The 18,170-nt window shown below is 71.4% G+C and carries 17 protein-coding genes and 1 pseudogene; 9 read left to right on the top strand and 9 right to left on the bottom strand.

Translation table 11 applies throughout. From position 1 onward, the window contains the following. Positions 1-289: 289 nt before the first annotated feature. The 3 genes from QSK37_RS09415 (at position 290) to QSK37_RS09405 (ending at position 2,844) form a co-directional block, all read left to right on the top strand. Entirely contained in the window at positions 290-1,336 is a 1,047-nt protein-coding gene (locus QSK37_RS09415) for a S1 family peptidase (protein ID WP_285619041.1), read from the top strand. A gap of 87 nt (positions 1,337-1,423) precedes the next feature. After that, on the top strand, positions 1,424-2,008 hold the full coding sequence (locus QSK37_RS09410; protein ID WP_285619040.1) for a TetR/AcrR family transcriptional regulator: 585 nt from the start codon (positions 1,424-1,426) through the stop codon (positions 2,006-2,008). Between the two features lie 83 nt (positions 2,009-2,091). Next, positions 2,092-2,844, top strand: coding sequence for an SDR family NAD(P)-dependent oxidoreductase (locus QSK37_RS09405; protein ID WP_285619039.1), 753 nt, complete (start codon positions 2,092-2,094; stop codon positions 2,842-2,844). Positions 2,845-3,317: 473 nt separating this feature from the next. Here the strand turns inward: QSK37_RS09405 and QSK37_RS09400 are convergent, their stop codons facing one another. The 3 genes from QSK37_RS09400 to QSK37_RS09390 all read right to left on the bottom strand — a co-directional run bounded on the left by QSK37_RS09400 (position 3,318) and on the right by QSK37_RS09390 (position 4,493). Beyond that, a complete protein-coding gene (locus tag QSK37_RS09400; RefSeq protein WP_285581323.1) occupies positions 3,318-3,476 on the bottom strand; it encodes a hypothetical protein in 159 nt (52 codons plus the stop codon). Positions 3,477-3,564: 88 nt separating this feature from the next. Continuing rightward, positions 3,565-4,068, bottom strand: a complete 504-nt coding sequence (locus QSK37_RS09395) for a CBS domain-containing protein (RefSeq protein WP_285619038.1) — start codon at positions 4,066-4,068, stop codon at positions 3,565-3,567. Next, positions 4,065-4,493 (bottom strand): pyridoxamine 5'-phosphate oxidase family protein, encoded by a 429-nt coding sequence (locus QSK37_RS09390; protein ID WP_285619037.1) that lies wholly within the window; start codon positions 4,491-4,493, stop codon positions 4,065-4,067. The genes QSK37_RS09395 and QSK37_RS09390 overlap by 4 nt, the downstream gene beginning before the upstream one ends. A gap of 286 nt (positions 4,494-4,779) precedes the next feature. Between QSK37_RS09390 and QSK37_RS09385 the strand changes: the two genes are divergently transcribed. After that, positions 4,780-6,453: a GAF domain-containing sensor histidine kinase gene (locus QSK37_RS09385; protein ID WP_285619036.1), complete on the top strand. Its 1,674-nt coding sequence runs from the start codon at positions 4,780-4,782 to the stop codon at positions 6,451-6,453. Between the two features lie 234 nt (positions 6,454-6,687). Continuing rightward, positions 6,688-7,530, top strand: a complete 843-nt coding sequence (locus QSK37_RS09380; RefSeq protein ID WP_285619035.1) for a universal stress protein — start codon at positions 6,688-6,690, stop codon at positions 7,528-7,530. A 33-nt stretch (positions 7,531-7,563) separates the two neighbouring features. On the opposite strand, the gene QSK37_RS09375 is transcribed toward QSK37_RS09380, so the two are convergent. The 4 genes from QSK37_RS09375 to QSK37_RS09360 all read right to left on the bottom strand — a co-directional run bounded on the left by QSK37_RS09375 (position 7,564) and on the right by QSK37_RS09360 (position 12,610). Beyond that, on the bottom strand, positions 7,564-8,349 hold the full coding sequence (locus QSK37_RS09375) for an HAD-IIA family hydrolase (RefSeq protein ID WP_285581331.1): 786 nt from the start codon (positions 8,347-8,349) through the stop codon (positions 7,564-7,566). A 62-nt stretch (positions 8,350-8,411) separates the two neighbouring features. Then, the gene (locus QSK37_RS09370) at positions 8,412-10,115 is read right to left on the bottom strand and encodes an ATP-binding SpoIIE family protein phosphatase (RefSeq protein ID WP_285619034.1); all 1,704 of its coding nucleotides are present in this window, start codon (positions 10,113-10,115) and stop codon (positions 8,412-8,414) included. Next, positions 10,112-10,780, bottom strand: coding sequence for a class I SAM-dependent methyltransferase (locus tag QSK37_RS09365; protein WP_285619033.1), 669 nt, complete (start codon positions 10,778-10,780; stop codon positions 10,112-10,114). Before QSK37_RS09365 ends, QSK37_RS09370 begins: the two co-directional genes overlap by 4 nt. A gap of 225 nt (positions 10,781-11,005) precedes the next feature. Next, positions 11,006-12,610 carry an adenylate/guanylate cyclase domain-containing protein gene (locus QSK37_RS09360; RefSeq protein ID WP_285619032.1) on the bottom strand — a complete coding sequence of 535 codons (1,605 nt, stop codon included), beginning with the start codon at positions 12,608-12,610 and terminating at the stop codon, positions 11,006-11,008. Positions 12,611-12,729: 119 nt separating this feature from the next. On the opposite strand from QSK37_RS09360, the gene QSK37_RS09355 reads away from it, so the two are divergent. Together QSK37_RS09355 and QSK37_RS09350 are read left to right on the top strand one after the other, a co-directional pair. After that, positions 12,730-13,656, top strand: a complete 927-nt coding sequence (locus QSK37_RS09355) for an aldo/keto reductase (protein ID WP_285619031.1) — start codon at positions 12,730-12,732, stop codon at positions 13,654-13,656. A 169-nt stretch (positions 13,657-13,825) separates the two neighbouring features. Next, positions 13,826-14,752: a hypothetical protein gene (locus QSK37_RS09350; RefSeq protein ID WP_285581339.1), complete on the top strand. Its 927-nt coding sequence runs from the start codon at positions 13,826-13,828 to the stop codon at positions 14,750-14,752. An 18-nt stretch (positions 14,753-14,770) separates the two neighbouring features. On the opposite strand, the gene QSK37_RS09345 is transcribed toward QSK37_RS09350, so the two are convergent. Continuing rightward, a complete protein-coding gene (locus tag QSK37_RS09345; protein WP_285619030.1) occupies positions 14,771-15,670 on the bottom strand; it encodes an alpha/beta fold hydrolase in 900 nt (299 codons plus the stop codon). 801 nt (positions 15,671-16,471) lie between these two features. On the opposite strand from QSK37_RS09345, the pseudogene QSK37_RS09340 reads away from it, so the two are divergent. Then, a pseudogene (locus tag QSK37_RS09340) lies at positions 16,472-16,588 on the top strand (IS5/IS1182 family transposase); the annotation flags it as partial. Here the strand turns inward: QSK37_RS09340 and QSK37_RS09335 are convergent. After that, a complete protein-coding gene (locus QSK37_RS09335; RefSeq protein WP_285619029.1) occupies positions 16,589-17,218 on the bottom strand; it encodes a TetR/AcrR family transcriptional regulator in 630 nt (209 codons plus the stop codon). Positions 17,219-17,345: 127 nt separating this feature from the next. Here QSK37_RS09335 and QSK37_RS09330 point away from each other — a divergent pair, with 127 nt between their 5' ends. Next, positions 17,346-18,170: an enoyl-CoA hydratase/isomerase family protein gene (locus tag QSK37_RS09330; RefSeq protein ID WP_285619028.1), complete on the top strand. Its 825-nt coding sequence runs from the start codon at positions 17,346-17,348 to the stop codon at positions 18,168-18,170.

The raw sequence follows: 18,170 nt of genomic DNA, 5'->3' as shown, positions 1-18,170 counted from the left end.
CGTGAATGCACCGATGACGCCACGACCCGGAGACCGCGAGAACGGATGACGGACGGTCGCCGCCGAGGTGAAATGGCCGGATTGGGACGTTCCAATCCCCTTGCGCGTGGTTTACAAACCTTGTCAAGGTTTCTGATGGCTAGGCAGCCGGTTCTCACCCCCCGCTCCGGCAGCCGCAGGGAATGCCACTCGTCGTGTCGGCATGCCCTGGGCCGCCGGGAGCCGAGCGCCAGTGCCCATGCCACCCGGGGCGCGCCACACGGGCGTGCCCGACACACTGGGAGGCACGTTGAAGTCCATTCCCCTGTCCCGGCGTACCGGTATGGCCGTCGCGGCCGCCGGAGTCCTCGCGATCGCGGTCGCCCCCGCGGCCCAGGCGGCGACTCCGAGCCCCACCGCGCAGGCGAAGGTCGCCTCCGAGCTGGCACGGCAGCTCGGATCCCGCTCCGCCGGCTCGTATCTCGACTCTTCGCGCACGCTGGTCGTCACGGTGACGAACGCGGCCGACGCGAAGACCGTCAAGGCCGCCGGGGCGACCCCGAAGACCGTCGCGCGTACGGGCGCGCAACTGCGGACGGCGAAGAAGGCCCTGGACGCCGCCGCGGTGCCGGGCACCGCGCGGATGATCGACCCGAAGACGAACCAGGTCGTCGTCGCGGTCGACAGCACCGTCACGGGCGACCGTCTCAGCAAGGTCGAGAAGGCCGCGTCCGCACAGGGCGCCGCCGTCCGCATCCGGCACGTGAGCGGTGAGTTCCGTCCGCTCATCGCCGGTGGCGACGCCATCTGGGGCAGCGGCTACCGCTGCTCGCTCGGGTTCAACGTGACCACCAGCAGTGGTGCCGCCGGCTTCATCACCGCCGGGCACTGCGGCAACGTGGTCAGCACGTGGTACTCCGACCAGGGTGAGAGCAGTGAGCTCGCCACGACCGGAAAGAGCGTGTTCCCGGGCAACGACTACTCGATCGCCACGTACACGGGCGGCGGCTCGCACCCCAGCGAGGTCGACCTGTACAACGGTTCCACCCAGGCGATCACCGGTGCCGGTGACGCGACGGTCGGCGAGTCCGTCCAGCGCAGCGGCAGCACCACCAACGTGCACGGCGGCACCGTGACCGCCGTCGACGCGTCGGTGACGTACGAGGAGGGCACGGTCAACGGGCTCATCGACACGAACGTGTGCGCCGAGCCCGGTGACAGCGGCGGCGCGCTGTTCGACGGCGGCACCGCGCTGGGTCTCACCTCCGGCGGCAGCGGCGACTGCAGCTCCGGCGGCGAGACGTTCTTCCAGCCGGTCCCGGCCGCGCTGAGCGCCCTGGGCGCCAGCATCGGCTGAGTCCCCGACGGGGCCCCTCCGGCGTGGTCCGGAGGGGTCCTTCGCGTTATTTGACAGCGCAGTCCATTACCGCCTAGCGTCAGCGCCATGCCCCGTACGAAGGAGTTCGACCGCGACGAGGCGCTGCGGCGCGCCGTCGAGGTGTTCTGGGACCGCGGCTACGAGGCCGCCTCCACCGAAGAGCTGCTCGCGGCGATGGGGATCGGCCGGCAGAGCATGTACAACGCGTTCGGCGACAAGCGGCGGCTCTACCTGGAGGCGCTGCGGCGCTATCAGGCCGAGACGAGCGCCGACATGTTCGAGCGGCTGAGCGCCGCCGAGTCGCCGTTGTCGGCGCTGGCCGGGGTGCTGCTCGAGGTCGCGCGCCAAAGCGACGACGAGCGCCGCCGCAGCTGCATGGCGGTCAACGCCGCGGCGGAGTTCGGCCGGTCCGACCAGGAGGTCGCCGCGATCCTCGACTCCGGGAGCGACCTGTGCCACACCGCGTACGCGCGGCTCGTGGCCCAGGCGAAGCGCAAGGGCGAGGCGCGCCCTGACCTGGACGAACAGGCGGCGGCACGTTTCCTGCACTCCACGCTCGTGGGGCTGCGCCTGCGAGCGCGTGCCGGTGCCTCGCCCGAGGTGCTGCACGACATCGCGACCATCGCCATCGACGGTCTTCGGGCCCGCTAGGAGATCCACGCGCCGCACCCGTGACGGGGCGGCGCATTCGTTCGCACTGTTTTTGGACTGTGCTGTCAAATAAGGATGAGAAAATGAGTGCACGGCTGGACGGCAGGACGGCGCTGGTTACGGGGTCGACGAGCGGCCTGGGGCGGGCGATGGCGGACGCCATGGCCGCGGCGGGCGCGCACGTCGTGCTCACCGGGCGCAGCAAGGAGGCGGGGGAGCGGGCCGTCGCCGAGCTGCGGGAGGCCGGTCACACGGCCGACTACGTGGCGGCCGACCTGGCCGAGGGACGGCTGGAGGCGCTGCGCCTGGCCGACGAGGCCGAGTCCCTGCTGGGCGGCCGGGTCGACATCCTCGTGAACAACGCCGGGATCGTCCCCGTCGGCCCGACCGCCGACCTGGACGAGGAGCTCTACGACCGTGCGTGGACCGTGAACGTCAAGTCGGCGTTCTTCCTGACCGCCCGCCTGGCCCCGGCGATGGCCGCCCGCGGCGCGGGCGTCATCATCAACACCGGCTCGATCGTGGTGCGCCACGGCTTCGTGGGCTCGGCGCTCTACAGCGCGACGAAAGCCGCGATCGAGTCGCTGACCATGTCCTGGGCCGCGGAGTTCGGCCCGAGCGGCGTCCGGGTCAACGCCATCGCCCCGGGCTTCGTGGCGACGGAGACGTCACCGTCGGAGCGCCTGGTGGGAGCGATGACCGCCTCCCCGGCGGGCCGGCCCGGCCGGGCGGAGGAGATCGGCCCGCTGGCCGTCTACCTGGCCGGCGACGACGCCGCGTACGTCCACGGCGCGTCCTTCGTTTTGGACGGCGGCTGGACCACCGCCCGCAGGTAGTGGGCAGCCGACACGGTGCGGCGACCCCGCCCGCCGCACCGAAGCCGCCGGCGTGGCGAGACACGGACGCCGGGCGCGCCCGGGGATCAGCGGGCGACGGCCCGGCCGGCGTCGGCCGAGGCGGGCGTGCCGCGGTGCTGTAGGCACGTCGCGCCAGTTCGGCACGGCGGTGCTGTGGCTGGGCGCACTAATCCGGTACGCGGCCCGGACGGCGTCGGCCGAGGCGGGCCTACGGCGGTGCTGTGGGTGTGTCGCGCTGGTGCGGTACGGCGGCGTGTCCGAGCTCTCGCCGGGTGGTGGTCCGGTCGGCGTTGGCTGAGGTGGGTGTTTCGCGGTGCTGTGGGTGCGTCGTGCCGATGCGGCGGCGCGCCTGAAGACCTCGCCGGGCGGCGCCCGGCCGGAGTCGGCCGAGGCGGGCGTACCGCGGTGCTCTGGGCGCGCCGGGCCGGTCCGGTACGCCGGGTGCGTCCGGCTCAGCGAACGGGCGGCGCGTCGGTGTGTTCGTGCAGTTCCCGCGAGAGCGCCTGGATGGCGTGGGTGAGCAGAGCCACCTTCGTCTCGAGTTGAAGGATGCGTTCCTCCAGGTGGGCGGCCGAAGGGGCGCGGAAACCGATGTTGATCTGGCGTGTCATCCTGCCTTCTCTCGTTCGCTGAAGGGCCCCGCCGGCCCACTCGGCGGCGCCGTCGGCGCCCGGCACCGCAGGCGGCGGGGCGTCCGGGTCAGCGTGGTGCCGCGCCGCCCTCGGCGTACCGGTTCGGCAGCACCGGCTCGATGCGGTACAGCGTCGGACGCTCCAGATGGCCCGGCGTCGGCCGGTGCCTGCGTCCCGCGACGGCGGCGACCAGGTCCCGTGCGGTGATCAGGCCCACGAGCCGGTCCTCGCCGTCGGTGACGGCCACGAAGTCCAGCTGGGCGGCGAGCATCGCCCGTGCCGCCGCGGCGATGGAGTCCGAGACGCCGACGTGAGGCATGAGGCGGTGGCCCACGACCGTGCTCACCGGCATGCGCATGCGGTCCGGACCGCCGCCGTCCCACGCGGCGGCCATCGTCTCGGCGTCCAGGACGCCGATGCAGTGACCGTCGGTGCTGACCACCGGTACGTGGTGGTACCCACCCTGGCGCATCAGCTCCCAAGCCATGAGCGTGGTCTCCTCGGCCGCGACGGTGAGCACCTCGGTGGACATCACGTCGCCAACGAGGCTTTCCTCGAAGCTCGAGGTCATCGTGTGGCCTCCAGATAGGTCGGGTGGATCCGTCGTCCGCTGACGTATTCGCCGCGGATGCGGATGAAGTAGCCGAGGCCTCGCGGGGCCCACGATCTCAGCGGGAGCCGGGAGAGGCGCTCGATCTCGGTGGCGACGCGGACGACCCGTGCTTCCCCGATCACGGTGACCGACCAACCCGAGCGGCTGCCCGGTTCGAAGGCGTCGGCCTCGAAGGCGACGACCGCACCGCGGGTGGCCGAGGCCAGCTTCGAGCCCGGCGGCATCGAGATGATCACGTCATCGCCGTCGAACACGAAGTGGACCGGCTCGATCGCGGGCAGCGCACGGTCGGTGAAGACCACCCGGCCGAGGGTCACGGACCGCATCAGCGCCAGGCAGTCGTCGCGATCAAGGACCTCGATCCCGTTCGCGTCGAGTCTCATGGCTCGATACTCCCCGTGGCCCCGACCGGCGGGCAGGGGCGAAGGTCCCGGCCGGGCCCGCCATTCCTCAGCATCGGGCCCCGGCGCGGAGGACCTTCGCCCGGCACCGCGTCAAGCTTGCGGACCACCGGGGCAGGACCTGGGACGGTCCTGCCGAAATGCCGTCTGACCTCGTCTTTCATACTGGTCTCAGCAGGACTTGCCGCTCGGGGCAGGACGTGGACGCGGACGACGGGAGGCATACGCCGTGTGCCCTGAAGGGCAGCCCGGGGACGATCGCGCCGGCATGGTGCTGCCGCAGCTACGGCTCGACGATCTTCTCTCTGAGCTGCAGTCGCGGCTCGCGGCGGTGCTCGCCACCCGCGACCGGGTACACGCGCTGCTCGAGGCGGTCGTCTCGATCGAGAGCGATCTGGAGCTGGACACCGTTCTGTACCGGATCGTCGAGGCGGCGACCACCCTCGTCGACGCCCGGTACGGCGCACTCGGGGTGATCGGCAAGGACGACCGGCTGTCCCGGTTCGTGACCGTCGGCATCACCGAGGAGGAGATCAAGGCGATCGGCTCCTGGCCGACGGGTCAGGGCATCCTCGGCCTGCTGATCAGGGAACCGGCCCCGATCCGGCTGGCCGACCTGTCCGCGCACCCGGCCTCCTCGGGGTTCCCGCCCGCCCATCCGCCGATGCACCGGTTCCTGGGCGTGCCCGTACGCGTGCGCGACGAGGTGTTCGGCAACCTCTACCTGACCGAGAAGGCCGGCGGCGGAGAGTTCGACGAGGACGACGAGAGCGTGGTCGCCGCCCTCGCCACGGCGGCCGGTGTGGCGATCGAGAACGCCCGCCTCTACGAGGAGGCCCGGCGGCGCGAACGCTGGCGGGAGGCCTCGGCCGAGGTGTCCACCTCGCTGCTGTCCGGCACCGCGCCGGCCGAGGTCCTCACGCTGGTGGCCCGGCGTGCCCGGGAGATCTGCGACGCGGACTACGCCATGGTGGCGCTCGCGGAGGGAGAGGAGCTCACCGTCCAGGCGGCCGACGGCGAGCACGCCGACCTGATCGCCGGGCGCCGCCCCCGGATCGACGACGTGCTGGCCGGACGGGTGTTCCGCACCGGCGAGTCCCTGATGCTCGCCGACGCCGGGGAGGCGGCCCGTACGGTCAGGTCCCCGCCGCCCATACCGCTGGAGGCCATCCTGGCCGTGCCGCTGGGGACCGGGCCGGAGGTACGCGGCGTGCTCGCGGTGGCCAACGCCCCGGGCCGGCCGGCCTTCACCGAGTCCGCCCGGCGGCTGCTGGAGGCGTTCGCCGCCCAGGCCGCCGTCGCCATCGAGCTGGCCGAACGCCGCCGTGACGCGGAGCGCCTCGTCCTGCTGGAGGATCGGGACCGCATCGCCAAGGACCTGCACGACACCGTCATCCAGCGCCTGTTCGCCACCGCGATGACGCTGATGAGCGCGATGAAGATGACCGACCGGCCCGACGTCGCCGTACGGGTCCAGCGCGCGGTCGACGATCTGGACGAGACGATCCGCCAGATCCGCTCGACGATCTTCGCGCTGCAGGCGGTACCCGGCGCCCGCCTCGGGCTGCGCGAACGAGTCCTGGAGGTGGTCGAGGGGACCACGGAGTGCCTGGGGTTCGCGCCCGCCGTACGCCTCGAAGGGCTGCTGGACACCACGGTGAACGCCGAGACCGGCGAACATCTGATCGCCGCGCTCCGGGAGGCACTGTCCAACGTCGCACGGCACGCGCACGCGCGCCACGTGTTCGTGACCGTCGACGCCGGCGACTCCCTCACGCTCGTGGTCGAGGACGACGGCACCGGCATCCCGCCGGTCGGCCGGCGCAGCGGCCTGCGCAACCTCGCCGAACGGGCCCGCTCCCTCGGCGGCTCCTTCGAGTTCCGCGACCGGGAGGGCGGCGGAAGCGTCCTGGACTGGCGGGTCCCGCTGCGCCACGACTGACCGGAGCGGCGAGCCGACGAGCGAGCGGAGTGGACGGTGAGGTACGAGCCGTCCGCGGAGCGAGTGAGGAGGTGAGCGCGACCAGGGAACCGGACGCCTCCCGGCCGAGGCGAGCGGCCCCGGACCAGGGGACTTTCGGCCTCTATCTGACGTCCGGCCGCCGCCGCGACGCTGGGGAGAGCAGCGGCGGCGGCCGAGGGGGTGCCCGCCGCGCGCCGACCACCAGGAGACATCATGATCCAGCCGATCGTCGTCGGAACCGACGGCTCGTCCCGAGCCGACCTCGCCGTGGAATGGGCCGCGGACGAGGCGACGCTGAGACACCGGCCGCTGCACATCGTGCACGCGGCCGAACGCTGGGACCACGACATGCCGTTCTACGCGACGCCGGGGACCTGCGAGTCACTGACGGAGACGGGCGAGCACGTGCTCGCCGAGGCCGTCGAACGCGCCGCCAAGGCCCGTCCCGGCCTGCCGGTCACCAGCGAACTGGTCTTCGACGCGCCCGTACGCGCGCTGCGGTCACAGGGCCGCCGTTCGTGCGAGATCGTGGTCGGCCACCGGGGTCTCGGCGGATTCACCGGGATGCTGCTCGGCTCCACCGGCCTGCGGCTGGCCGCCTACGTTCCGGTGCCGACGATCGTCGTGCGCGGCGAACCCCGGGAACGCCGTCACGAGGTGCTCGCCGGCGTGGACCTGTCCGAGACGCCAGGGGCGTCGGAGGAGGTGCTCCGGTACGCCTTCGAGGCCGCGGCACTGCGCGACGCGTGGGTCCACGTGGTGCACGCCTGGCAGGTACCCGCCATCCTGCCCACCGTCTCGGTGTGCGAGGCCGAGGCCGTGACACGTGACCGCCTCGACGACGCGCTCGCCCCCTGGCGGGCGCGCTATCCGGACGTCGGCGTGGTCGAGCAGACACCGCGCGGACACCCGGTCGGCGCGCTCACGGCCTGTTCCTCCCGTGCGGCCCTTCTCGTCATCGGACCCGGCTGCCGCGAGACCCGCCTCGGGTCCGTCGCCCACGGCGTCATCCACCATGCCGACTGCCCCGTCGCCATCGTCGGCCCGCCCCGGTAACCGGTTCCGGGGAGACGTCACGTGCGGCGGGGGTCAGTCGTCGACCATGTCCACGAGGTCGGCGATCGAGTCGGTGATGCGGGACGGGCGGAACGGGAAGCGGTCCACGTCGCCCGCCTGGGTCACGCCCGTCAGGACCAGGATCGTGTAGAGGCCCGCCTCCATGCCCGAGACCACGTCGGTGTCCATCCGGTCGCCGATCATGGCCGTCGTCTCCGAGTGGCCGCCCACGGTGTTGAGGGCGCTGCGCATCATCAGCGGGTTCGGCTTGCCGACGAAGTACGGGGTCACGTTGGTGGCCTTGGTGATCAGCGCGGCGACCGCGCCCGTCGCCGGGAGGGAGCCCTCGGCCGAGGGGCCGATCGGGTCCGGGTTGGTGGCGATGAACCGCGCGCCGCCGTCGATGAGGCGGATCGCCCGGGTGATCGAGGTGAAGCTGTACGTGCGGGTCTCGCCGAGGACGACGTAGTCGGGGTCGATGTCGGTCAGGACGTACCCGACCTCGTGGAGCGCGGTGGTCAGCCCCGACTCGCCCAGGACGAACGCCGACCCGTGCGGTCGCTGGTCGTTCAGGAACTGCGCGGTCGCCAGTGCGGACGTGTAGATCGACTCGACCGGGACGTCGAGCCCGGCCGCTCGCAGCCGTACGTGAAGGTCTCCGGGCGTGTAGATCGAGTTGTTCGTCAGGACGAGGAACCGCCGCCCCGCCTTGGTCAGCCGCTCCAGGAACTCCCGCGCTCCGGGTACCGGACGGCCCTCGTGGACCAGGACACCGTCCATGTCGGTCAACCAGCATTCGATCTCTTTGCGCTCACTCATGCGATCAATATCCCGCAATGACGTGAACGGACGGTACGCCGGGGCGGGGTCTTCTTCGCCGGTCACAGCGCGAGTTCGAACCAGACCGCCTTGCCCGCCGCCGTGTGGCTGGCGCCCCATCGGCTGGAGAGTCTGTCGACGAGGTAGATGCCGCGGCCGGCCTCGTCGTCGTCACCGGGTTCGCACAGGACGGGCAGGTGGTGATCGTCGTCGGTGACCTCGCACAGCAGCGTCTCGGTGCGCAGCAGCCGCATGGTGATCGGGCGCGTGGTGTAGCGGATCGCGTTGGTGACGAGTTCGGTCGCGAGGAGCGAGGCGGCGTCGATCTGGTCCTCCAGCCCCCAGCCGGTGAGCGTGTTGGCGATCAGACCCCGTACGTGACGTGCCGCCTGGGCGTGCGGGCGCATGATCCAGTTGGCGACGCTGGCGCTCGGGATGCCGTCGAACCGGGCGATGAGGAGCGCGACGTCGTCCTCGCGTTCGCCGGTGCGCAGGGCGCGCAGGACGTTCTCGCACAGGTCGTCGGGCGGGTCGGACACCTTCGCCAGGCTCTCGCGCAGCTCGTCGAGCCCCTCGGTGATGTCCTGGTCGCGGGACTCGACCAGGCCGTCGGTGCACAGCGCGATCAGCGTGCCGTCCGGCGCGGGCACCTCGATGGTCTCGAACGCGACGTTGCCGACGCCGAGCGGAACGCCGGCCGGCACCGGGACCAGTTCGGTACGGCCGTCGGCATAGGCGAAGACCGGCGGGACGTGCCCGGCGTTCGCGATCGCGCAGCGCCGGGCGACCGGGTCGTACACGCAGTAGACACAGGTGGCGAGGAACTGTTCGCCGGCCTGCCCGACGGTCTCCTCGAAGAGCTGGTCGAGGTGGCGGAGCACCTGGTCCGGGGGAGGGTCGAGGGCGGCGAGGGTGCGCACGGCGGTACGGAGCTGGCCCATCGTGGCGGCCGAGTGCACCCCGTGCCCCATGACGTCGCCGACGATGAGCGCGACCCGGCTGCCGGGGAGCGGGACCGCGTCGAACCAGTCGCCGCCGACCTGCGCGGCGGGGTTGCCCGGCAGGTAGCGGTAGGCGATCTCCACGCCGGGCAGCCGCGGCGGGTGCTTGGGCAGCATGCTGCGCTGGAGCGCGTCCGCGACGCGCGCCTCCCGCTGGTACAGCAACGCCTTGTGCGCGCCGAGCGCCGCCTGGTCGGCCATCAGCGTGGCGGTCAGCACGGCGGTCTCGTCGAAGCCGGGGCGTCCGGCCGAGCGCAGCAGCAACGCGAACCCGAGCAGGTGCCGCCCCGCGCGGAGCGGGACGACGACGAGCGACCCCGACCGTGCCGCCGGCAGCAGGCAGCCGACGTCGTCCTGGTCACGCGAGCCCGTGCCGTCCGGGCTTGGGTCGGGCCACATGACGAGTTGCCCGCTGCCGACGCTCGCCGCGAACGGGCCGGTCAGCTCGGAGACCGCGACCTTGCCGGGGAGCGCGCGGACCGTGCGCCGGGCGTCGCCGTCCGGTGCGGCGTGGCGGGCGACCTTGCACAGCACGCCGTCGGCCGGGGCGCCGGGTGACTCGGGTGGTTCGCCGTCGGTGAGCACCGTCTCGTACAGGTACGTCGCGGCGAGGTCGGCGACGCGCGGCACCGCCGTCTCGCAGAGCGAGGTCATGACCTGGGTCAGCTCCAGGTCACCGCCGATCCGTACCGTCGCGGCGTGCAGGAAGGCGAGATGCTCGTGTACGTCGGACGGGTCGGGCCGCCCGTGACCCCGCCACCTCACCGAAGGCCGTCGCGGCGGCAGAACAGGAACAGCTGCACCTCGGGCAGGAGCTCGGCGCTGGCCGGGGCGTACGTCAGGTGGTGCAGCTCGGTGACCTCGAACCCCGCCTCGGTGACGAGCGACACGAGTTCGTCGCGCATGTACCCGCTCACCCGTACGGGACTGCCGAGGAACTGGATCGGCGTGTCGTCGAGGTCCGCCTCCACCATGCCGAGCACCAGATGACCTCCCGGCGCGAGCAGGTCGTGAAAGTGCTCGAGCGCGGGCGGGATCTCCACGCGCGGCAGCATCAGCAGCGAGAAAAATGCGACAACTGCCGCGAATTCCCCCAAGGATGCATCAAGTTCCTCTATGGGGCGGCGGAGGAATTCCGCTTCCGGCACGTCCCGGCGGGCCAGGCGGAGCATCTCGTCGGAGATGTCGATCCCGACCACCGAGTGCCCGGCATCGGCGAGCTGCCGCGCGGTCGGAGTGCCCGTGCCGCATCCGGCGTCGAGGATCCGCGCCCCGGGCGGAAGCCGGTCGAGTAGCCGGCGCACGGCCGAGAGCTGCCCATCCTTGTGCGGGAACGCCTCGTCGTATCGCTCCCCGATCCGGTCGAACGCCCATGCCTGAGCGGTCTGCCGATCGGCCCGGGAACCCACGACGTACGGAGCCTGGGTCATCACACCGTCCCTCCTAGCCCCTCCGGCTGCGTCGAGCGTGGTGCCTATTCAACACGGATTCCGGCTCAAGCTCCGCAGAACCCCGCTTACACGTGTTGACAGAATTGGTATCCATTAGCGGACGTGCGGCGAGAACCCGTTGCAGCAGGCCGGAAAGCGTTTTCCATAGGAGCCGGAACTCCCTCACGACGCACGCCGGGAATGCGGCAATGGGACGTTTTCTGGCTACTTGCGGTGGTTGAGGAGGCGCAGGACCCGCTGGATCGTGCCCGGGGGAGGCGGGCCGAACGGCGAGGCGAGGCGGGTACGGGCGGGGCGGCCGCGCAGGGTCACCGTGTTGCCCAGGCGCCAGCGGGACGCCTCGCCCTGGTGCGCCGCGCCGACCACCGTGGCCGACGCCAGGAGGCGTTCGTCGGTGCTCTTGGCCAGGTCGCTCAGCCGGGCCGCCTCGTTGACCGGGTCGCCGATGACGGTGTACTCCAGCCGCTGTTCGGCGCCGATGTGCCCGGCCACGACCTGTCCCGAGGACACCCCGATGCCCGCGTGCAGCTGCGGCAGTTCGGCCCGCAGCCGGTGGGACAGCTTCCGGGCGGCGGCGAGCGCCTGACCGGCCGGGTCCTCCAGCTGCTGCGGCGCGCCGAAGACGGCCAGCGCCGCGTCGCCCTGGAACTTGTTGATCAGCCCGCCGTGCGCGGCCACGACCTCCACGACGATGCCGAAGTAGGCGTTGAGCAGGCCGACGACCTCGCCGGGCGGCCGGGTCGCGGCCAGCCGGGTCGAGCCCTTCAGGTCGGCGAAGATGACGGCCGCCTCGCAGACCTCGCCGCCGAGGGCGACGCCGTGTTCGAGCGCGTGCCGGGCGACGTCCTCGCCGACGTGCCGGCCGAACAGGTCGCGGATCCGCTCGTTCTCGCGCAGGCCGGTGGCCATGTGGTTGAACCCCGCCTGCAGGCCGCCCAGCTCGCCCGCGTCGTACACGGGCACGGACGCCTGCAGGTCGCCGCGTTCGATCCGGGCCAGGCCCTCCCGTACGGACCGGACCGGGTCGGCGACCGCGCGCGCGGCGATGTAGGTGACCTCGAACCCGACCAGCAGCGCCACCCCGCCGAGCACCAGGATGGTGACCGCGAGCTGCGTCAGCGACATGCCGGTCACCACCAGCGCGGCCACCGCGGTGATGACCAGGCCGAGCAGCGGCACGCCGGTGCCGAGCGCCCAGGCGAGCATGGTGCGCGGCGTGATGCCGAACCATCCGTCGTGGGGAGTGGGCCGCGACGCCATCACGATGGCCGCGAACGGGCGCAGCAGGCGTTCGGCGAGCAGGTAGACGAGCGCGCAGGTCGTGATGGCGCCGAGCAGGGTGATCATGCTCACCTTGAGCGCGAGCAACGGGGAGTAGGCCAGGTCGATGACGGCCCACCCGGCCGCGCCGCTAGCCCACAGCGTCGCCTGCATCGCCATCAGCCGCAACGGCCCGCGCAGGACCGCCCGGCGTTCGATCTCGTCCGGCTCGCCGTCGTGCGCGGCGAACGTGCGCAACGGCCGGCACAGCCGGATCCCCCACGCGATGCCGATCGGCGCGCCGAACAGGACGTACGCGGAGAACACCACCAGGTTGACCAGGCGCACGCGCGCGGGGTCGGCCAGACCCGGCGGGTCGGGCATCACGAAGGTCGAGAACAGCAGGACGAACAGCGCGCCGGCGAGGTTGGCGCCGCCGACCGCGACGATGAGCATCCACCGCGTACGGCGTTCGAGGCCGACGCGAGAGACGCCGGACGGCCCGTCGAGCCACGTCCGGAGCCGCTCGGCCCGATTCCTGCCGCCCACCGCCATCCCTCCCGTCGCGGGACATTCGGGGACACTAGTGTTACCGAAAGCCGGGGAGCGGACGACGGTGGGCGGCCGATTGGCCGCGGGACATGGGCGGAATCGGGGGAACGGTACGGATGCGGATGGGGATCGGCCTGGCGGCCCTGGGCCGGCCGGCCTACATCAACGTCGGCCGTGAGGGCGCGCTGCCCGCGGAGCGCACGGTCGAGGCGATGCGCGCGGCGACGTGGCGGGTGCTCGACGCCGCGTACGCGGCCGGGGTGCGGTGGATCGACGCCGCGCGGTCCTACGGCCGGTCGGAGGAGTTCCTCGCGGGGTGGCTGGACGAGCGCGGCCACGCCGACGTCACGGTCTCCAGCAAGTGGGGGTACGCCTACGTCGGCGGCTGGCGTTCCGACGCCGCCGTGCACGAGGTCAAGGAGCACTCCCTGGACCGGTTCCGCACGCAGCTCGCCGAGACGCGGGGGCTCCTCGGCGACCGGCTCGACGTGTACCAGGTGCACTCGCTGACCGCCGACAGCCCGCTCTTCGGCGACGCCGCGCTGCTCGACGCCCTGGCGGAGCTGGCCGCCGAGGGCGTGCGGGTCGGGTTCTCCACCTCCGGGCCCGCCCAGGCCGACACCGTACGCCGGGCGCTCGCGCTGGAGGTCGGCGGGCGGCGTCTGTTCACGACGGTCCAGTCGACGTGGAACGTCCTGGAGTCCTCCGTCGGCGACGCCCTGGCCGAGGCCCATGCGGCCGGCGCCCACGTGATCGTCAAGGAGGGGCTCGCCAACGGCCGCCTGGCGGCCGAGCCGCCCGAGACCGTACGGCGGGTGGCGGCCGGGCGCGGCCTGACCGCGGACGCGGTCGCGCTGGCGGCGATCCTGGCGGAGCCGTGGGCGGACACGGTGCTGTCCGGGGCGGTGAGCGTGGAGCAGATTCGCACGAATCTCGGCGCGGAGTCCGTTCCCCTTTCGCCGGGCGAATTGCGTGAACTGTCCGCTCTCGCCATGCCGCCGGACGCATACTGGCAGGCCAGGGCCGCGTTGCCCTGGAACTGACAGCGGCGGAGGGCGCGAAGTCGCCGTCCGAGGTCGGTCGAATGTCGGGACATGGGCGTTTCCATGCGCGAATATGACTCTTGATACCCGATGAGTTACCCGCGATCATCGGGGCCCGTGAGACGAGGAAAGCCGATGCCCAGTCGACGCCGCTCGGAAGGCCCGGCGCATGGGCGCCTCTGACCTCAAGGGAGCCATCCTCGCGGCGATGGCGACGATCATCTACTACCTGGGGTTCATCGTCTTCCGGGTCGCGGCGAACCGCATGCCCGTGCTGCGCGGCACCCGTCCGCTGCGTCTGATCAGGCATACCTACACCAACCGGCTGTGGCTCACCGGCCTGGTCATCGTCCTGTCCGGCGTCGCGACACAGGTCGAGGCGCTGACGATGCTGCCGCTCAGCCTGGCCGAGCCGATCTTCGTCGCGAGCCTGGCGTTCATCCTCTTCTACGCCGGCGTGTTCTTCCGCGAACGGCTGACCGGCCGCGAGTGGTTCAGCATCGCGCTGTTCGGGGTCGCGACCGCGTTCATCGGCGTCTCCAACGGCGCCCGCGAGGTGCTCACCAGCAGCGTCGCCGGTCCGGCCGTGCTGGCCGCCGTGGTCGTCCCGGGCGTGCTGATCAGCGCGGTCGTGCTGGTGGGCGGCGACGTGCGCGCGTTCGGCCGCCACGCCCGGCCGCTCGCCGGGGTCGCGTACGGGTTCGGGTCCGGCATCAGCCTCGGCATCTCCGAACTGGCGATCAAGGGAGTCGCGTCGGTCTACAGCACGCACGGCCTGGCCGCCGCGGCGTACACGACGCCCTATCCGTACGTCGCGGTGGGGATGGCGGTGTTCGGCCTGGCCCAGCTGCAGATCGGGCTGCAGCGATGCCGGATGTCGATCGTGGTGACGGTGCTGACGGTGGCGGCGAAGACGGAGCTGGCGGTGTTCGGGCCGCTGCTGTACAAGGAGCCGTGGCCGGACGACCGGCTCCTGCTGGCACTGCGCATGAGCGGTTTCGGCCTGGCCCTGGTGGCCCTGGTGCTGTTCCCCCGGCACGAGGCCGTCCAGGAAGCCGACGGCCTCCCCGTACTGGCCGCCCGAGAACGCGCCTGACCACCGGCCTGTCCGCCTTCATCGCGCATCCGCGGATCCGCGGGTGTGGGCCTCCAGAGCATCGATGATCTCGGGCCAGAGCTCGCGCGGGCGGTCGTGACCCATGTCGGGGATCAGCAGAAGCTCGGCTCCGGGCACCAGCTCCGCGGTGCGCCGCCCGCCACTGGGGTCGATCAGTGTGTCGTCCAGACCGTGGATCACCAGAGTCGGCACCTGGAGCTCGCGGAGCGCGTCGGCACGCGAGCCACTGAGGATCATCGCGCCGAGCTGACGCCCGACCCCGGCGGGGTGGTAGGCGCGGTCGTAGCCGGCAGCGGCCAGCTCTCGAAGGGCCGCGGGGTCGCCGTAGCGCTTGGAGGCCCACACGAGGTCCCGGTCCGCCGCTGCGACGTACCCGTCGCGGTCTCCCGGCCTCGGGCCGAACAGCACCGCCCGGGCTTCGGGACTGGGCCGGCCGTATTCACTCTCGCCGGTCGAGGACATCATCGACGTCAGGGTCAGCACCCGCTCCGGCCGGGTGATGGCCATCGTCTGAGCGATCATCCCGCCCATCGAGGCTCCGACCACATGAGCTCGTTCGATGCCGAGCGCGGTGAGCAGGCCCAGGCCGTCGTCGGCCATGTCCTGCAGCCGGTAGGGAACCATCGCGAGGGCGGAGGGAAGGTCTCCCGAGCTCACCGCGGCGATGAACCGCCCCATGTCGACCGGGTGATCGTCGAACTTGGTGGACAGCCCGCAGTCGCGGTTGTCGTAACGGATCACATGGCGGCCGCGGTCCGCCAGCGCACGACAGAAGTCCTCGTGCCAGGCGATCATCTGAGCGCCGAAGCCCATGACGAGCAGAACCGGGACGTCACGGGGATCGCCGAAGCTCTCGTAGGCGATGGACACTCCGGACGACACGTCAACGATCGGCATACGTGGACCTTGCCAGGATCGGCCGTCATCCGGCACCTGGATTACCGGCGCGCCGGCCGCCGCACCAGCGGAGACCGTGAGCGACATCGGAGCAAGGCGAACCTCGGCCGCCTTCCCACAGCCGCCCTCACCTGGCAACTCAGCGAGCCGGTCACGGCCAGCGCCGGCGCCAGCGCCTGCGCCTCGCCGCCGCCGGTGCATGCCGGCGGGAGGACCAGCGTGGTGAGCGGCCACGGAGGAGAGAAGCCGCAGCCACTGACGACCGACACGAGAACCACGCCGATGGCCGTGACGCCCGAACTCCACCATCGGTCCAGCCGTATCCGGTGAGGCATCGTCACCCCGCCCGAGCCCAGCCGAAACCGCCCGCCGAAGCACCCTTGCCGAGACCACCTTCGGTGGGATGAGGCTCTGGCGGGATGGGCCCGTTGGGGGCACGGCCAGTGGCGAGACGGCCGTGGCGAGACGGTCTGCGGGGACAGCCTGCAGGGGGACGGCCGGTGAGGGCGGGTGGTGGTCGGATGGCTGGTGGCGGGGCGGCTTGTGGCGGGCTGGACCTGTAGGCGTGGGCCTGCGGGGGTGATGGGTGCCGTTTTGTGACGACAGTCCACGCTCTGCCCGCGCATCCGCGGCAGGGATCGGCTGCGGGCCGGAGCCGATGAGGCCTAGGGTGAGGATTGGACGGTCAGCGCCGATTCGACCATTGCCCGCGCTCACCAGCACGCGGCCGGCGCTCGCCATGTCCTGGCCGCCAATGCGCCCACAGGGGACAACAAGAATTCCGATGCCGGTCCGGGCGGTGAGGCGCTGGGGCCGTCTCGTGGCGGGTCGAGCACGAAGATCCACCTGGTCGCCGACCGCCGATGCCGGCCGATCGCCCGGATCCTCAGCCCTGGCCAGCACGGTGATTCACCGCGTTCATCCCGCTGATGGATCAGAGGGGGAGAAGGCGGGTGGTGGGGCCGTCCGCATTCGGAGACCGTCCATGACCAGTGAAAGTAGCTGGTCGGCTTCGCCTGGCGTCTCTTCGGTAGCCAGGGCGATCGCGTGGGTGAACCTGAGCAGCTGTGAGGTGCCGATGTCAGGACGGACAGCTCCGGATTGTTGGGCCCGGACGAGCAGGGACTTTCCAGCCGCGCGTATCAACTCCTGGCATGAGGCCGGGGACTGCTCTTGTCCGGTCGCGGTGGACATGAGCCAGGCTGCCAGGCCTCGGTAGGTGGTGACGTGCACGACGAGGGCCCGTAGCCAGGTGACGAGCGCGTCATGGGGTGACTCGCGGCCGAGCAACTCCTCCGCCTGAGCGCACAGCGTCTGGACTCGGTCCCGGAAGACCGCGTCCAGCAGGGCCTCTCGGCTGGGGAAATGCCGGTACAGCGTAGCGTTGCCGACCCCCGCGTTACGGGCGATGTCGTCCAGGGAGGCATCGGCTCCGTAGGCGGTGAAGGCGTCCCTCGCCGCCACGAGGAGCCGATCGTAGTTTCGGCGTGCATCGGCGCGCATGGGGCGTTGTGCCGCTTCGGGCGCGCCGGTCTCCGGCTTGATCACGTACGTTCCTCGGTCGGTGTTGCAAATCGGGGAGTGTCCCCATATTGTACTGGCATCGAATCGGGGACGGTCCCCGGTTATGTCCCTTGCGTCAGCGAGGGGGCGTTGGATTGGGAGGTGCGGGCCGATGCCCAAGGAAGTGGATGAGTGGCATGACCGTCTGGGCGGATTCGTCGGGCGGCCGGCGTTGGATGAGTATGCAGATAAGTACTCCGACCATTTTGTCGTAGAGCGTAACGGCGGGGTCATAGAACTACGAATGCACTCCAAGGGCGGCCCCGCCGTCTACTCCCTGGGACTTCACAACGCTTGGGGTCAGGCCTGGCAGGAGATCGGCAACGACCCCCGCAACGAGGTCGTGATCCTGACGGGAACCGGTAACGCGTGGCTGGCCGGCGTCGACCCTGCCTCCTTCGCCCAGCCGTTTCATGAATGGCCCGGCGATATCGCCCACGAACTCTACTACGACGGGATGAAGCTCCTGGAGAACCTTGTCTTCGGAGTCGATGTCCCCACCATCGGGGTGGTCAACGGTCCCGGCTTCCACACCGAGCTCGCCCTATTCTGCGACATCACACTCGCCGCCGAGGACGCGGTCTTCTCCGACGGGCACTTCGCCGCCGGGCAGGCGCCGGGCGACGGTCTGCAACTGGCCTTCCAATCCTTGCTGGGGCCCAAACGGGCCGCTCATGCCTTGTACACCAGCGAGCGGATCGACGCTCGCAAGGCGCTGGACCTGGGACTGGTCAACGAGGTGCTGCCCACCGACGATCTGTTGCCTCGCGCACGACAGATCGCCCAGACGATGATGGACAGGCCCCGATCCACGCGACGCCTGACCCACGCCATCGTCCAGCGCCCCTTCCGGCGGCGATTGCTGGAGGATCATGGTTTCGGCATGGCCCATGAGCTCTTCGGCGTCTTTACGGACCGGCCCGGAAATCGGGGTTAG

This window comes from Actinoallomurus iriomotensis, from assembly GCF_030269445.1.
In the GTDB taxonomy this organism is placed as follows: Bacteria; Actinomycetota; Actinomycetes; order Streptosporangiales; family Streptosporangiaceae; genus Actinoallomurus; species Actinoallomurus iriomotensis.
The sequence above is the reverse complement of the archived record's forward strand: the minus strand, read 5'-3'. Positions and strand labels throughout refer to the sequence as shown.

Bases quoted from the DNA above. Each gene is read 5' to 3' on its own strand.
- QSK37_RS09410 (WP_285619040.1), top strand. From the start codon at position 1,424: ATGCCCCGTACGAAGGAGTTCGACCGCGACGAGGCGCTGCGGCGCGCC.
- QSK37_RS09405 (WP_285619039.1), top strand. From the start codon at position 2,092: ATGAGTGCACGGCTGGACGGCAGGACGGCGCTGGTTACGGGGTCGACG.
- QSK37_RS09400 (WP_285581323.1), bottom strand. From the start codon at position 3,476: ATGACACGCCAGATCAACATCGGTTTCCGCGCCCCTTCGGCCGCCCAC.
- QSK37_RS09395 (WP_285619038.1), bottom strand. From the start codon at position 4,068: ATGACCTCGAGCTTCGAGGAAAGCCTCGTTGGCGACGTGATGTCCACC.
- QSK37_RS09390 (WP_285619037.1), bottom strand. From the start codon at position 4,493: ATGAGACTCGACGCGAACGGGATCGAGGTCCTTGATCGCGACGACTGC.
- QSK37_RS09385 (WP_285619036.1), top strand. From the start codon at position 4,780: ATGGTGCTGCCGCAGCTACGGCTCGACGATCTTCTCTCTGAGCTGCAG.
- QSK37_RS09380 (WP_285619035.1), top strand. From the start codon at position 6,688: ATGATCCAGCCGATCGTCGTCGGAACCGACGGCTCGTCCCGAGCCGAC.
- QSK37_RS09375 (WP_285581331.1), bottom strand. From the start codon at position 8,349: ATGAGTGAGCGCAAAGAGATCGAATGCTGGTTGACCGACATGGACGGT.
- QSK37_RS09365 (WP_285619033.1), bottom strand. From the start codon at position 10,780: ATGACCCAGGCTCCGTACGTCGTGGGTTCCCGGGCCGATCGGCAGACC.
- QSK37_RS09355 (WP_285619031.1), top strand. From the start codon at position 12,730: ATGCGGATGGGGATCGGCCTGGCGGCCCTGGGCCGGCCGGCCTACATC.
- QSK37_RS09350 (WP_285581339.1), top strand. From the start codon at position 13,826: ATGGGCGCCTCTGACCTCAAGGGAGCCATCCTCGCGGCGATGGCGACG.
- QSK37_RS09345 (WP_285619030.1), bottom strand. From the start codon at position 15,670: ATGCCGATCGTTGACGTGTCGTCCGGAGTGTCCATCGCCTACGAGAGC.
- QSK37_RS09330 (WP_285619028.1), top strand. From the start codon at position 17,346: ATGCCCAAGGAAGTGGATGAGTGGCATGACCGTCTGGGCGGATTCGTC.